15 protein-coding genes are annotated in these 13,029 nt (G+C 62.9%); 4 read left to right on the top strand and 11 right to left on the bottom strand.

The features are described 5' to 3' along the window. From RSE14_RS02370 to RSE14_RS02360, 3 genes are all read right to left on the bottom strand, one after another. Positions 1-573, bottom strand: coding sequence for an RNA polymerase sigma factor (locus RSE14_RS02370; RefSeq protein WP_324075647.1), 573 nt, complete (start codon positions 571-573; stop codon positions 1-3). Next, positions 570-1,007 (bottom strand): Spy/CpxP family protein refolding chaperone, encoded by a 438-nt coding sequence (locus RSE14_RS02365; protein ID WP_324075646.1) that lies wholly within the window; start codon positions 1,005-1,007, stop codon positions 570-572. Before RSE14_RS02365 ends, RSE14_RS02370 begins: the two co-directional genes overlap by 4 nt. 300 nt (positions 1,008-1,307) lie before the next feature. Then, positions 1,308-1,715, bottom strand: a complete 408-nt coding sequence (locus tag RSE14_RS02360; protein WP_324075645.1) for a MerR family transcriptional regulator — start codon at positions 1,713-1,715, stop codon at positions 1,308-1,310. A 73-nt stretch (positions 1,716-1,788) separates the two neighbouring features. On the opposite strand from RSE14_RS02360, the gene RSE14_RS02355 reads away from it, so the two are divergent. Next, positions 1,789-2,526, top strand: a complete 738-nt coding sequence (locus RSE14_RS02355) for a MauE/DoxX family redox-associated membrane protein (protein ID WP_324075644.1) — start codon at positions 1,789-1,791, stop codon at positions 2,524-2,526. Between the two features lie 16 nt (positions 2,527-2,542). Here the strand turns inward: RSE14_RS02355 and RSE14_RS02350 are convergent, their stop codons facing one another. From RSE14_RS02350 to RSE14_RS02320, 7 genes are all read right to left on the bottom strand, one after another. Then, positions 2,543-3,490 carry a cation diffusion facilitator family transporter gene (locus tag RSE14_RS02350; RefSeq protein WP_324075643.1) on the bottom strand — a complete coding sequence of 316 codons (948 nt, stop codon included), beginning with the start codon at positions 3,488-3,490 and terminating at the stop codon, positions 2,543-2,545. An 86-nt stretch (positions 3,491-3,576) separates the two neighbouring features. Beyond that, positions 3,577-6,819, bottom strand: coding sequence for an efflux RND transporter permease subunit (locus tag RSE14_RS02345; RefSeq protein WP_324075642.1), 3,243 nt, complete (start codon positions 6,817-6,819; stop codon positions 3,577-3,579). Between the two features lie 11 nt (positions 6,820-6,830). Continuing rightward, positions 6,831-8,030: an efflux RND transporter periplasmic adaptor subunit gene (locus tag RSE14_RS02340; protein ID WP_324075641.1), complete on the bottom strand. Its 1,200-nt coding sequence runs from the start codon at positions 8,028-8,030 to the stop codon at positions 6,831-6,833. Between the two features lie 2 nt (positions 8,031-8,032). Next, complete coding sequence (locus tag RSE14_RS02335) at positions 8,033-9,250, bottom strand: TolC family protein (RefSeq protein ID WP_324075640.1); 1,218 nt, start codon at positions 9,248-9,250, stop codon at positions 8,033-8,035. Positions 9,251-9,320: 70 nt separating this feature from the next. Continuing rightward, complete coding sequence (locus RSE14_RS02330; RefSeq protein WP_324075639.1) at positions 9,321-9,659, bottom strand: hypothetical protein; 339 nt, start codon at positions 9,657-9,659, stop codon at positions 9,321-9,323. 52 nt (positions 9,660-9,711) lie between these two features. Continuing rightward, a complete protein-coding gene (locus RSE14_RS02325) occupies positions 9,712-10,098 on the bottom strand; it encodes a DUF3703 domain-containing protein (RefSeq protein ID WP_324075638.1) in 387 nt (128 codons plus the stop codon). Further along, positions 10,095-10,721, bottom strand: coding sequence for a cation efflux transmembrane domain-containing protein (locus RSE14_RS02320; protein ID WP_324075637.1), 627 nt, complete (start codon positions 10,719-10,721; stop codon positions 10,095-10,097). The genes RSE14_RS02325 and RSE14_RS02320 overlap by 4 nt, the downstream gene beginning before the upstream one ends. Before the next feature lie 83 nt (positions 10,722-10,804). On the opposite strand from RSE14_RS02320, the gene RSE14_RS02315 reads away from it, so the two are divergent. Both RSE14_RS02315 and RSE14_RS02310 read left to right on the top strand, forming a co-directional pair. Further along, a complete protein-coding gene (locus tag RSE14_RS02315; protein WP_324075636.1) occupies positions 10,805-11,209 on the top strand; it encodes a MerR family transcriptional regulator in 405 nt (134 codons plus the stop codon). Positions 11,210-11,339: 130 nt separating this feature from the next. Then, entirely contained in the window at positions 11,340-11,678 is a 339-nt protein-coding gene (locus tag RSE14_RS02310) for a YnfA family protein (RefSeq protein ID WP_324075635.1), read from the top strand. 189 nt (positions 11,679-11,867) lie between these two features. On the opposite strand, the gene RSE14_RS02305 is transcribed toward RSE14_RS02310, so the two are convergent. After that, positions 11,868-12,017, bottom strand: coding sequence for a hypothetical protein (locus tag RSE14_RS02305; RefSeq protein WP_324075634.1), 150 nt, complete (start codon positions 12,015-12,017; stop codon positions 11,868-11,870). Positions 12,018-12,666: 649 nt separating this feature from the next. Between RSE14_RS02305 and RSE14_RS02300 the strand changes: the two genes are divergently transcribed. Then, complete coding sequence (locus tag RSE14_RS02300) at positions 12,667-13,023, top strand: ArsR/SmtB family transcription factor (protein WP_324076798.1); 357 nt, start codon at positions 12,667-12,669, stop codon at positions 13,021-13,023. The last annotated feature ends 6 nt before the right edge of the window (positions 13,024-13,029 follow it).

Here is a 13,029-nt window from a genome sequence, read left to right as displayed (position 1 = left end):
CTATACGCGTGCGTCCGGGCCACCCCTCACAATGCCCACCAATTTTTGACGCGCGCGAAAAAGCCGCGTCTCGACCGCCTTGACACTGATGCCCAGCGTCATTGCGGCCTCCTGCTGGCTCAGGCCCTCAACCGTGCACAAAATCAACACGTCTTTCAGCTTGGCTGGAAGCTCGGCGATCGCACGGGCGGTCGCGGCAAGCTCGGCGCGATCTGCAGCAAGTGTTTCCGCCGAAGGCGCATCATCAGCAATCCAGTCCGCCGTGTGTTCCGGCATCGGCAGACCGATGAACCGCCTGACCGCGCGGCGACGAGCCCAGTCCCGGCATTTGTTGAGCGTGATGGCGCTGATCCAGGCCTTGAATGGTCGCTCGGGATCATAACGGTTCAGCGCAGCAAACGCGGCAACGAACGTTTCCTGCGCAATATCGAAGGCCTCCTCGGGATCGCCTGTCGCCGAGCGCGCAAGCCGGTACACGGTCTCACGGTAGCGCTCGACGAGCGCACGTTGCGCGCCGACCCCGCCAGCCCGTGCGTCGCGTATGAGCGCAGCATCCAGATTGTCAGAGGTCACTGCGGCTGTGCAGCGAGGCTCTTGCTAACCACCGCATCGAACCGCGCCTGTTGATCGGGGCGAAGAATGGCCCGCATCGCGAAAACATGCTCGAGCGTCGCCTTCTGGAGATCCCCCATCGCATCATGCGTATCGTCCACCGCCGCAGAAACGCGGGGACCATACTCATGTTCAGCGGCAATGGCGTCGCCAAGCAGTGCATTGCTGCGCTTCAGCCGGTCTTCGAGCGCCTCGCGCCGCGCTGCAAACTGGCGCTCCAATGCGGTCAGTTCTTGTTCCTGGGCCGGATCGAGGTCGAGCTCACCATGAATCAAGGCGTGGAGTTCAGCCCCACCATGGTGCGGTGCGGGCTGAAGCATGCGCCCGAGCCATACGCCCACCAGCGCGAGCGCAATAATTAGCCCTGCCGCCAAGGCGATACGACGAAGGTTCATTCCTGACCCAGTGCAATCAAGGGCGTAAGCGAGGCCGGCGGCCCGAACGCAGCAAGGGGCACCTCGGCGCGTGCAGGCGCCTGGAGCCCGCCAACGACCCCCATCCCAAGCGACACAACGAGCCCGAGTCCGAGCACTGCACGCGTCTGCCGGACCTCGTTCTGCGCGCGGGCCGCCAGCCTTCCGCCATCAATGGCGGAGAGATCCGGAACGGAAAGCCTAGCCAGTCGGGCGAGATTTGTGTCTAGGTCCATCATGAAGCTCCTTCGGTATTGTATACGCGGGCGCGGCAAATACCCCTCATCTTGCCACCTTCGAGCCTGTATTTTCGTGGTCAAAGCTGAAAGCATCGATGATGGGACAGAGTCCGGATCGCTCCGACGCGCAGTCATCGGCGAGCCTGACGAGGGCTCCCCGCATGGTTTGCAAGGTCGCGATTTTTTCATCGAGAGCCGCGATCCGAGCGCGCGCCAGATCCTGCGCCGCTGTGCGGTCGCCGGTATCGAGAGCAAGAAGGGTCGCGATCTCGTCAAGCGTGAAGCCCGCAGTCTGCGCCGAGCGGATCGATTGCAAGCGGCCAAGATCGCTGCGCGTATAGCGCCGTGGCCCCTCATGCCGCGCAGGCTGCGCCAGCAATCCGCGTCGCTGATAATAGCGGATCGTCTCGACATTGACCCCGCCTGCGCGGGCAAGTTCACCGATTTTCATTTTAAGCCTTGATCCCGTACCATGGTACGGAACCTATATGGGCTGCATTGCAGCGTTTCAAAGGAATTCACTAATGCCCTCACCCGCCAAAACCGCGGTGCTCCACCGCATGGTCATGCCCAATCACACCTGCCCCTATGGCCTGAAATCCAAGCATCTGCTCGAAGCGCGCGGCTACAAGGTGGATGATCGGCACCTTACCACGCGCGAACAAACGGATGCCTTCAAGGCTGAACACGGCGTTGCGACCACCCCCCAAACCTTCATCGATGGTGAGCGTATTGGAGGTCATGACGACCTGCGGCGATTCTTCGGGATCAAGGTCCCTGATCCCAATGCTACCAGCTATCGTCCGATCATCGCGCTCTTCGCCATGACCGCAGCGATGGCAATTGCGGCCGGCATCGCGGTCGATGGCACGGCCCTGAGCATTCGCGTTGCCGAGTGGTTTATCGCGTTCAGCATGTGCGTCTTGGCGCTGCTCAAGCTCCAGAACGTCGACAAGTTCGCGACGATGTTCCTCAATTACGACCTTCTGGCAAAGCGCTGGGTGCCTTATGCGACCCTCTATCCCTTCGCCGAGGGCCTGGCCGGTGTACTCATGGTTTCAGGCCAGCTGCATTGGATCTCGATACCGGTGGCGCTGTTCATCGGAACGATCGGTGCGATCTCGGTCTTCAAGGCAGTCTATATCGATAAGCGCGAACTCAAATGCGCTTGCGTCGGCGGCGACAGCAATGTCCCGCTAGGCTTTGTCTCATTGACAGAGAACCTGATGATGATCGGCATGGCGCTGTGGATGATGACGTAGGGTAGAAATCGCCAAGTCAGCGATGCATTGGCGTTTCATCAGTGCACGGCACAGCTTCTGTCTGGATCGTGACATGATGGATCGCAAACTGCGCTTTCAGCATAACAGTAACGGCGAGCCGCACCGCTTCTGCATCCTCCACGCCGCCAATCGCAACATGCGCGGTTAGGCTGGCATCGTCGCCCGCGACTGACCACAGGTGCAGGTCGTGAACCCCGTTCACGCCCTGCATCTCGGCCATCGCAGTGCGGATGGCTATGAGGTCAAACCCGCGTGGCACGCCTTGCAGGAGGATATTCGTGGTGTCGCGCAGCAATATCCACGTGCGCGGCAGCACCCAGAGACCGATCGCGATCGCGACGATCGGGTCGATCCAGTTGAGACCGGTGAAATAGATTGCGATCGCCGCACCAATGACGCCAAGCGAGCCGAGCATGTCAGCCCACACCTCAAGATAGGCCCCCTTGATATTGAGGCTGTCGTCCTTGCCACCAGCAAGGATTCGCATGGCAATAAGGTTCACGAGCAACCCGAGCGTTGCGACAATCAGCATCCCGACCGATTCAACGGGCTGCGGTGCGAAGAACCGCCCAATCCCCTCGATCAGAATGTATCCGGCGACCGCAAACAGCAGGATCGCGTTGAAGGCAGCAGCCAATATCTCGAATCGCCGATAGCCGAAGGTACGCTGATCATCAGGCGGACGCTGACCGATCTTGACCGCCGCCAGCGCAATCGCCAGCGCCGCACTGTCAGTGAACATATGCGCAGCGTCAGAAAGCAGCGCCAGGCTGTCAAAGACAAAGGCCCCGACCAACTCGGCGATCAGGAAGGTCGTCGTCAGTCCGAGTGCAATGGCAAGGCGCCGGGTGCTGGCACCAGCGCCATGGCTGTGGCCCTGGTGACCGGCACTGCCATGATCATGACCCGCGCCCATCAGCTTGCCACCAACGAGCCATTGCAAGGGCCGCCAAGAGCCGATGCACTTCGCTTACCGCTGCTGTTCATTGCGTCTCTCCTGAGCTTTGGTCTATTTTCTTGGTCATTCGTCTAAGCCATCACGGGCGAAAGCGGCTGAGGCTCTTCGTCCGGAAAGCGCCTGGCTTCCCGGCCAAGCACAAGCCGGGCCAGCGCCGGCAGGACGACCAAGGTCAGCAAGGTCGCAGAGATCAATCCGCCGATCACCACCGTCGCGATCGGTCGCTGCACTTCCGCACCTGTGCCGCTCGCCAGCGCCATCGGCACGAAACCAAGACTGGCCACCAATGCCGTCATCAGCACGGGTCGCAAACGCATCAGCGCCCCTTCGCGCACCGATTCCAGCACGCCCTTGCCGTTCTGACGCAGCGCAAGGATGCTCGACATCATGACCAGCCCATTGAGGACTGCCACGCCCGACAGAGCGATGAATCCCACTGCTGCCGAAACAGAGAAGGGCATCCCGCGCAGCCACAACAATAGCACCCCGCCGCTGAGTGCCAGCGGCACCGCCGAGAAGACCATCGCCGCACGGCTTGCCGACCCCAGCGCTGCGTAGAGCAAGGCGAATATCGCCGCGAAGACAAGTGGCACCACGATACTAAGGCGGTTTTGCGCACGTTCGAGATTCTCGAACTGGCCGCCCCAGTCGATCCACAGACCCGGAGGAATCTGCACATCATTGGCGACCGCGGCTTGCGCATCGGCAACGAACGAGCCCAAGTCCCGCCCGCGTACATTGGCCTGCACCACCACCCGGCGTTTGCCGTTTTCGCGGCTGACCTGGTTGGGACCGTTTTCGATGCGGAAGCGGACGAGTTGGCCCAGTTGTACGGATCTCGCCGTGCCATCGGCCGATGGCAATGCCACCGGCAAGGCCGCAAGCGCATCGAGATCGCGTCGCTGCTCTTCGGGCAGGCGCACCACGACATCAAACCGCCGGTCGCCTTCGAACACCAGCCCGGCCTCGCGGCCGCCGAGCGCGATCTGCACCACATCGGTCACATCGCCAACCGACAGACCATAGGCTGCAATCGCCGCCCGGTCGAAATCGATCACCAGCGCCGGCAATCCTTCGGTCTGCTCAACCTTGACATCCGAAGCACCGTCGACCGCACGCAGCGCAGCTGCAACGCGCTGCGCCGTGGCATTGAGTGTTTCGAAATCATCGCCATAGACCTTGACCGCCACATCGGATCGAACGCCCGAAATCAGCTCGTTGAAGCGCATCTGGATGGGCTGGCTGAACTCATAATTGTTGCCGAGCAGCGTGTTCAGCCGGGCTTCCACCCGGGCAATCAGCGCGGCCTTTGTTTCGGACGGATCGGTCCACTCCTCGCGTGGGCGCAGGATCACAAAGGTGTCGGACACATTGCCGGGCATCGGGTCAGTCGCAACTTCCGCCGTGCCCGTCTTCGAGAAGACCGTCGCGACCTCCGGAAAGCCAGCAATCACCCGTTCGACCTGCAACTGCATCGAGGCCGATTGCTCGACACTCGTCGACGGGATCCGCATCGCGTGGAGCGCGAAATTCTTCTCGTCGAGCTGGGGAATGAACTCGCGACCAAGGCTGGTGAAGGCGACGAGCGCGACAAGGAAAATCGCCGCTCCCGAGCCGATGGCCACCCATGGCCGGGCCAGCGCCTTGTCGAGCAAGGGCTCATAGCGGCTTCGCGTTGCTGCCAGCACGCGCGGCTCCTTCTCCTCGACCTTGCCGGTCACGAGCAGCGCCACCATCGCTGGGACGAAGGTCAGCGACAAAATGAACGCTGCTGCAAGCGCCAGCATCACCGTGATCGCCATTGGCGCGAACATCTTGCCTTCCACCCCGTCGAACGCGAGCAGCGGCAGATACACCAGAATAATGATGGCCTGACCGAACACCGACGGGCGGATCATCTCGCGCGCCGCAACCATCACTTCGTGAAGCCGCTCCTGCAAACTGAGCAGCCTGTCTTCATGGTGTTGGCGCTCGGCCAGACGGCGCAGGCAATTTTCAACGATGATGACCGCGCCATCGACAATCAGCCCGAAATCGAGCGCGCCGAGGCTCATCAGATTGCCTGAAACACCCCCTTTGACCATCCCGATTGCCGCCAGTAGCATCGACAGCGGGATCACCAGCGCCGTGATGATGGCTGCGCGGAAATTGCCGAGCAGCAGGAACAGGACGACAATAACAAGGAGCGCGCCCTCGGTCAGGTTCTTGGCCACCGTGCTGATCGTCGCATCGACCAGCACCGAACGATCAAGCACCGGCGTCACGACAATGCCGGGCGGGAGGGCCGCGCCGATCTCATCGAGCTTCGCGGCGGATTCGGCCGCCACCGTGCGGCTGTTGCCGCCTGCAAGCATCAGGGCAGTGCCAACCACAGCGCCATGACCATTGACGCTGGCTGCACCCGTGCGGACCTCGCGGCCCGACGAAATGGTCGCCACATCAATGACCCGCACCGGCGCCCCGCCCCGCTGGGCAATCACGATATTGGCAATCTCAGACCCGCGTGATACCCGGGCATCGGCGCGAACCACCAGTCCTTCCCCGCTGCGCTCGACCACACCCGCACCGCTCGACACATTGCCACGTTCGAGCGCGTCGACGAGGTCGGTCATCGAAAGACCGGCGGCGGCGAGCCGCACCGGATCGGGCGCGACTTCATATTGCTTCACGAAACCGCCGATGGCGTCGACACCCGCGACATTGGCAACCTGACGCATCTGTGGCCGAATGATCCAGTCCTGGACCGTACGCAGGTAGGTCAGCCGCTCTTCCGGCGTCGTCAGCCGCTGTCCTTCAGGAGTAAGATAGCTGTCGTCAGTTTGCCAACCCGGCTGCCCGGCCCGCGCGCGCGGAGCCCCGCGCCCGTCGGGATGCGCGAAGTCGACCGTCCACATCAGCACTTCGCCAAGGCCGGTCGACACCGGTCCGATTTGTGGATCCACCCCGGGCGGCAATGTGCCCGCCGCCTGCGTCAATCGCTCCCCCACTTGCTGGCGGGCGAAATAGAGATCGGTATCGTCGGTGAAGATCACCGTGACCTGCGCAAACCCGTTGCGCGAGATCGAGCGGGTTTCAACAAGGCCGGGCATGCCCGCCATGGCAGTTTCAATGGGATAGCTGACCTGGCGTTCCATTTCCGTCGGCCCGAGCGAGGGCGCGACGGCGTTGATCTGCACCTGCCGGTTGGTGATGTCGGGCACTGCATCGACAGGCAGTTGGACAAGTTGAGTGGCGCCATAAATGGCGGCGAATGCGGTCAGGAGGACCACCAGCACCCTTCGCTCGACGGCGAAGGCGAGGATTTTTTCAATCATGGTTCGTCCTCTCAATGATCATGTTCGGCCTCGGCCTTGCCGAGTTCCGCTTTGAGGACGAAGGCATTGACGGTCGCCACGCGTTCGCCGACGCGCAGACCCGAGATGATCGGCACAGCGGCATCGCTGCCGGTGCCCACCGTTACCGGCCGCACGACAAATCCGCGCGGCGTGCGCACGAACACAACACTGCGCCCCTCAACCTCCTGGATCGCACTGCGCGGCACGACTGGCACCCGCTGGCCATCGCTTCCGGGCGTCGTGACCCGCGCGCTGACATTCTGGCCGACACGAAGGTCGCCATCGCGATTGTCGATGGTGGCGATCGCCTTGGCCGCGCCAGTGGCCGGATCGACAGCGGGAGAGAGAAAGCGGATGCGGCCTGTGTGCGGGTGATCGCTTCCCTGGACAGAAAGCATCATCGTCTGCCCGACCAGCACACGCTGGATATCACGTGCCGGGATCATCAGTTCCGCCCAGACCGTGCGCGGATCGGCGACCTGAAAAAGCTCGCGCTCGGGCGGAACATACTCGCCGGGCGTTACGGTCACCGACGTGACTTCGCCGGCGACCGGCGACCGCAGCGTCATCAGCCTGGTGGTGCCCCCGCCCGTTCCCGCGCCGAGCGCGCGCAAGGCTTGTTCGGCCTGGCTCGCCTCAATCCGCGCCGCGTCATAGGCGGCTTGTGCTGCCTCATAATCCTGACGCGCGGTGACCCGTTGCCGGAACAGGCTTTCCTCTCGGGCGAGAACAGTGCGCGCGGCTTCGGCTGCGCGCCGCGCCCGCGCCGCTGCCCCTTGCGCTTCGGCCACCTCGCGGCTGTCGATGACAGCGAGCGCATCGCCAACCGCGACCCGGTCGCCCAGCTGGCGAAGGATCCGCACGACAACGCCCGACGTGCGCGCGGTAACATGGCCGACCGACTGTGTCGGCGGCACCAGCACTCCCGCAGTCGTCACTTCGCCCCCGGCAAAGCCTTCGCCAACCGCCGCGACCACAATCCCGGCCGTGCGCAGCTGCGCTTCAGTGACCATGATGGTGCCCTCTGCCGGTGCCGTTTCGGCTTCTGCTGCATTGCCGGGCTCGTCGCCATGGGCGGCCCCCTCACTGTGCGCAGCTTCACCGCGCAGCACATAGCCCGCGCCGCCGCCAACGAGTGCGATGATCGCGGCCCCGCCAATCAGGGCCAGCATTTTTCGGTCAATCGTCATGATCAGTTCTCCTCGCGCGCATAGGCGCGATTGAGCGCGGCAATCGCGCGGGCCCGGTCGAGCCGGGCTTCAATGATGGAACGGCGTGCTGTGGTCAGCGCGCCTCGGGCGTCGAGCAATTCAAGCAGCGAGAAGCGCCCGGCATTATAGCCAATCTGCGCCAACCTCACCGCCTCCTCGGCCTGAGCGAGGCCCGGTCCTTCAAGTGCAGCCAAGCGCGTCTCGGCAGCGTCGACCAGCATTTGTGCCTGCGCCCTGTCACGCCGCGCCTCGGCTCGCACCCGCTGCACCTGATATTCGGCTGCGGTCTCGTCGGCGCGCGCTGCCTCGATCCCGCCGCGATTGCGGTCGCGGATTGGGATGGGCAGCGACACGCCTGCAACAAGCGCGGTGTCGCGCCCGTCATTGAACCGCCGCAGCCCGCCGCTTACCGTCACATCGGGCGTTGCCGCCGTCCGGGCCAGCGTAACGCGCGCAGCCGCAACCTGACGCTCCGCCTCTGCAAGCCGTTCATCGATGCCGATAAAGGCAGGATCATTTGTGCGCTCTCGCGGCTGCGGCGCACCGGTGACCGCCGTCAGTTCCGGGTCGTCGGACCCGATCAGCACGGAAAGGTTGCGCCGCGCGGCCAGCATCAGGCTGAAAGTCTCGGCCTCGGCCGCACGGGCTTCGGCAAGTGCCGCTTCGGCGCGCAATTGCCGGAGCGGCGGATCGCGGCCCTCTGCAACCAGAATGCGCGCAGTGTTGGCCAGCGATGCCGCTTGTTCAGCATTGTCGCGGGCCAGGACCGCATGATCCGTCGCCGCGTCAAGTTCGGCAAATGCCAGTTCGACATCCCGGATCAGGTCGATGCGTTCGCGCAGCAATGCGAGCGCCGCCACGTCGCGTTCACTCGCCGCGACCGCTCGGCGGGCACCGCGCTGACCGCCAATCTCGAGCTGCTGGCTCAGTGCGAGCGTGGTCTGCGTGCTATCCAAGCCATGGAACGGACCACTTCCGGCGAAATCCTCGACCTCGAGGCTGACCTGCGGATTGGGGCCGACATTGGCCTGACGCGTGCGCGCTTCGGCAGCGTCGACACGCGCCGCAGCTGCAGCAAGGCGCGGTTGACTTGCAATGGCACGCTCGATCGCAGCCTCGAGCGTTATGGGTTCGGCCAAGGCCGGAAAGGCAGTGACCAGCGCCGCAGCCATAAGGGCGGCGCGCAAGGATATGGGCATGAAAGGCTCCTGAACTTGGCATGCGTTCAGCGCGCGAACCCACAGGTCCGTGCGCCGTTACGGTGCAAGTTCAGGCAGAAGGTGGCTGAAGCGGCGGAGCTTGCGCCAGAGAGCTCAGAATGGCGCTGTCTTGCGGCCGCATCGCGACACGGGCCAGCGACAGGCTTTCGGCCATGACCGGCGCGCCGGCATCAAGCCCCACGCTGCAATGGTGATGAACCATCGCGTGGCAGGGTGCATTCTCATCGTCGGGAGCATGTTCGCGGTGCGCTGCATCGGCATGACCGCCTGCGTCGGCTGACGCAATCACAGCACTGTAAGGCAAGGCATCATGCGCCATCGACGGCGATTCGACGCCGCCAAATGCCAGTCCAATCGCCAGCCAAAACAGAAGAAGCACGCGCGCCATCAGCGCCGCAATACCTGCAAAGGGTTAATCAAGCAATCTGACAGCTGCGATGTCACGAATCCATGTCCTGCTGGCGCAACGTGTCCGCCAGATCGGCAGGTATCGGCATCGGCGCAAACGCGCTCACATTAGATCGCCCGGTGTTGCCCACCGGCAACCGACCCGTCAGCGCGCCGAGCGGAGCCAGAATGATCCGGACCATCTGACCAAGCACTTCGCCCCAATCGCGCTGCCGGATTGCAAACCCTAGCATTGCACCGTGACTGGCGAGATGCGGGCCAAGATAGGGCTGAGAAACGATATGAACCCGCTCCAGATGGTGCCACGCACGATCATCGTCGCCCGCTGCTACCGCGAACCGGTATGCCGCCATTTCAGCCGCGATCACCCGCTGTGTGGCCTCGCGACCCGCGAAGCCTGACGATCGCGCTTCGTTCATGCCACCACCCCTTGCAGCTCACGCCGTGCCTGCCAGACAATCTGAATGCCGCCGCTGATCCCGAGCAGCGCGAGGATCGCTGCAACAATAAGGTCGGGCCAAGCCGTCCCGGTACCGAACACGCCAAGTGCGGCCGCCATCACGGCGATATTGCCGATCGCGTCATTGCGCGAGCAGATCCAGACCGAACGCATGTTCGCGTCTCCGGTGCGAAAGCGATAGAGCATGATGGCGACCCCGGCATTGGCCGCCAGCGCGAGCCCGCCGATGATCCCCATTAATTCAGGCTCGGGTGAAGCCCCGCCCAATGCCGCCAGAATGGCCGTGATCATCACCCAACAGCCGAGACCGATGAGGGTAAGACCCTTGGCCAGTGCAGCCCGGGCCCGCCATGCCAGCGCCAACCCAGCGACCAGCAGGCTGATCGCATAATTGGCGGCATCGCCCAGAAAATCGAGCGCATCAGCCTGCAATGCGCGGCTGTCAGCAGCGGCCCCTGCTGCCATCTCGACAGCGAACATGGCGGCATTGACGCCAAGCGCGATCCACAAGGCCCTGCGCCAGCGCGGGTCGTTCAGCGTTGCCGTCGTTCCGCACGCGGCCTTGCAGCAATCATCAGCCATCTTCTTACCTTCTCGACAATCGGCGAGTCGGCCCTCTATCTACACCCTGTAGCAACTACAGGGTCAAGCCCGCAGGAGTGGCGATGAAGATTGGCGAACTCGCGAGCGCCACGGCGACCAAGGTCGAGACCGTGCGCTATTACGAAAAGATCGGGCTTTTGCCGGCGCCTGCGCGGACAAGCGCCAACTATCGTGCCTATGGTCATGAACATTTGGCGCGCCTGTCATTCATCCGCCGCGCCCGCGATCTCGGCTTCACACTCGAAGCGGTGCGCGAACTGCTCACGCTGTCGGATGACAAGGCCCAATCCTGCGATGCCGTTGACGGAATCGCGCGCGTCCACCTCACCGAAATCGACCGCAAGATCGCTGATCTGAGCGCACTGCGCGGCGAACTTGACCGGGTGATCGGTTCCTGCCGTCACGGGACCGTCGCCGACTGCAAGATCATCGAGACCCTCGCTCCGCGCGCACTGCCCGCGACGTGATCGAAGATCGCTACATTGGCACCGACGCTTCTGCCTCGCGTCCATGTATTCGCCAGATGGCGTTGACGATGCTGCGACACCCGGCAATTGTCTGCCCAGCCCCTCTATCGCCACGGATCAAGCACTAACCATGCCGACCCTGCAAACCGGACTCATCTATGCGCTCGCCGCGCTGGCGGAGATCGCCGGTTGCTTTTCGTTCTGGGCATGGTTGCGGCTCGGCAAATCTGCCTGGTGGGTCGCGCCGGGCATGGTCTCGCTCGCGATCTTTGCCTGGCTCCTCACGCTGGTCGATACACCCGCTGCGGGCCGTGCATTCGCAGCCTATGGCGGCGTCTACATCGCAGCGTCACTCATCTGGCTTTGGAGCGTCGAGGGCGCGCGACCCGACCGCTGGGATGTCATTGGCGCCGCGATTTGCCTCGTCGGAGCAGGATTGATTCTGATGGGTCCAGGACGATCAGCCTGATGGCAGCTAATGGGATGGTCACTCCAAGAGCTTTTCGTGAACATCGCCGAATGCCAACGGATTAAAGGCCGCAATGAAAAGCTCTTTCGAGGTCCGCTAGACTGTTGGGCATTCGCGCGAGAGCGGCGCAAAATAAAGCGGGCGCCCAGTCGGTGACCGGACGCCCGCCCTTATGCCTTGGCTAGTCCCTTACGGGCAGCAGTCCATGGCAGCCTCGCAGCATGCGAGCACGAGGTCGCAGCAGGACATTGCGAGCGATGCGACCTGATCCGGCGCAGCGGCAAAAGCAGCCGAGCTGGAACCTAGCAGCACTGCTGCAGCGATGATGTACTTCTTCATGATGTTATCTCCGTTGAAATTGAATTGCGTCGATCAGCGGAGCATTCGGGGAGGCGGCGGTTCCGGCCCTCCGTTTCGCAAGGGCGGTGAATTGGCGAGAAGCGGGAGAAACGTGAGCGATGACAGATCGCGCACTTCAAGCGGTGAAATGCGCGCTACTGGCAGCGTCTGGCACAAGGCCAGACAATAGCTCCGACACTGCTCGCGTTCGTCATCCATGCAATCGCCGCAGTCGCCTGCGTCGGCGTTCATCTCTGCCATGGGCGCGCAACCGTTCGCTGCATAGGTTGCCTCGACGGGAAGCAGCGCGACCAGAAATGCCGCGAGATAGAGGAAGAGGCGCCGTGTCACTGGGAGGACCATAATGCGGTGTTCGGTTGGATCAAAGGCAAAGTTACACAGGTATCTCGGAGCCATCATGCCGTCTTGAGCAACGCGCACTCCAGCGCAAAATCATCACTCTCCCCGTCATCGCATTTGTGAGAGCTGAGGCGCGCGACGGTTGGGCGTTGCCCCTGCTTATATGTGAGCGCTTCAAGCCTTTCGAGCCTTGATGACGGTGTTCGCCCAGTCATTGATTCGATATTTTTGGAAACATCGATTGACTGCGCCGGTTCAAACGCTAATTCGACGCCATCGAAAGGACATAATGGTGGACGATCTCAACGCACAGGTCTGGGCGGTCGATGCGCTGGGTGCGCTGGCGCATGAAACGCGCCTGTCAGTGTTCCGTATGCTGGTAAAGGCGGGGCCGGACGGCATGATTGCCGGCGCAATCGCCGAGCATCAGAGCGTACCACCGTCCACGATGTCGCATCATCTGGCGACGCTTGAGCGTGCCGGTCTTGTCCAGTCGGAGCGCGAAAGCCGCCTGATCCATTACCGCGCCGACTTTGACGGTATGCGCCGCCTGCTGACTTTCCTGATGCAGGATTGCTGTCAGGGCGCGCCCGAAATGTGCGGCGACCTGCTGGCTGAAATCTCCTGTGAGACCGTCAATCTGTGAACGCCT

This window comes from Erythrobacter sp. (genome assembly GCF_035194505.1).
GTDB lineage: Bacteria > Pseudomonadota > Alphaproteobacteria > Sphingomonadales > Sphingomonadaceae > Erythrobacter.
The sequence above is the reverse complement of the archived record's forward strand: the minus strand, read 5'-3'. Positions and strand labels throughout refer to the sequence as shown.

Excerpts from the sequence above, each read along its gene's own strand:
- RSE14_RS02365 (WP_324075646.1), bottom strand. The coding sequence starts at position 1,007 with ATGAACCTTCGTCGTATCGCCTTGGCGGCAGGGCTAATTATTGCGCTC.
- RSE14_RS02360 (WP_324075645.1), bottom strand. The coding sequence starts at position 1,715 with ATGAAAATCGGTGAACTTGCCCGCGCAGGCGGGGTCAATGTCGAGACG.
- RSE14_RS02355 (WP_324075644.1), top strand. The coding sequence starts at position 1,789 with ATGCCCTCACCCGCCAAAACCGCGGTGCTCCACCGCATGGTCATGCCC.
- RSE14_RS02345 (WP_324075642.1), bottom strand. The coding sequence starts at position 6,819 with ATGATTGAAAAAATCCTCGCCTTCGCCGTCGAGCGAAGGGTGCTGGTG.
- RSE14_RS02340 (WP_324075641.1), bottom strand. The coding sequence starts at position 8,030 with ATGACGATTGACCGAAAAATGCTGGCCCTGATTGGCGGGGCCGCGATC.
- RSE14_RS02335 (WP_324075640.1), bottom strand. The coding sequence starts at position 9,250 with ATGCCCATATCCTTGCGCGCCGCCCTTATGGCTGCGGCGCTGGTCACT.
- RSE14_RS02330 (WP_324075639.1), bottom strand. The coding sequence starts at position 9,659 with ATGGCGCGCGTGCTTCTTCTGTTTTGGCTGGCGATTGGACTGGCATTT.
- RSE14_RS02325 (WP_324075638.1), bottom strand. The coding sequence starts at position 10,098 with ATGAACGAAGCGCGATCGTCAGGCTTCGCGGGTCGCGAGGCCACACAG.
- RSE14_RS02320 (WP_324075637.1), bottom strand. The coding sequence starts at position 10,721 with ATGGCTGATGATTGCTGCAAGGCCGCGTGCGGAACGACGGCAACGCTG.
- RSE14_RS02315 (WP_324075636.1), top strand. The coding sequence starts at position 10,805 with ATGAAGATTGGCGAACTCGCGAGCGCCACGGCGACCAAGGTCGAGACC.
- RSE14_RS02310 (WP_324075635.1), top strand. The coding sequence starts at position 11,340 with ATGCCGACCCTGCAAACCGGACTCATCTATGCGCTCGCCGCGCTGGCG.
- RSE14_RS02305 (WP_324075634.1), bottom strand. The coding sequence starts at position 12,017 with ATGAAGAAGTACATCATCGCTGCAGCAGTGCTGCTAGGTTCCAGCTCG.
- RSE14_RS02300 (WP_324076798.1), top strand. The coding sequence starts at position 12,667 with ATGGTGGACGATCTCAACGCACAGGTCTGGGCGGTCGATGCGCTGGGT.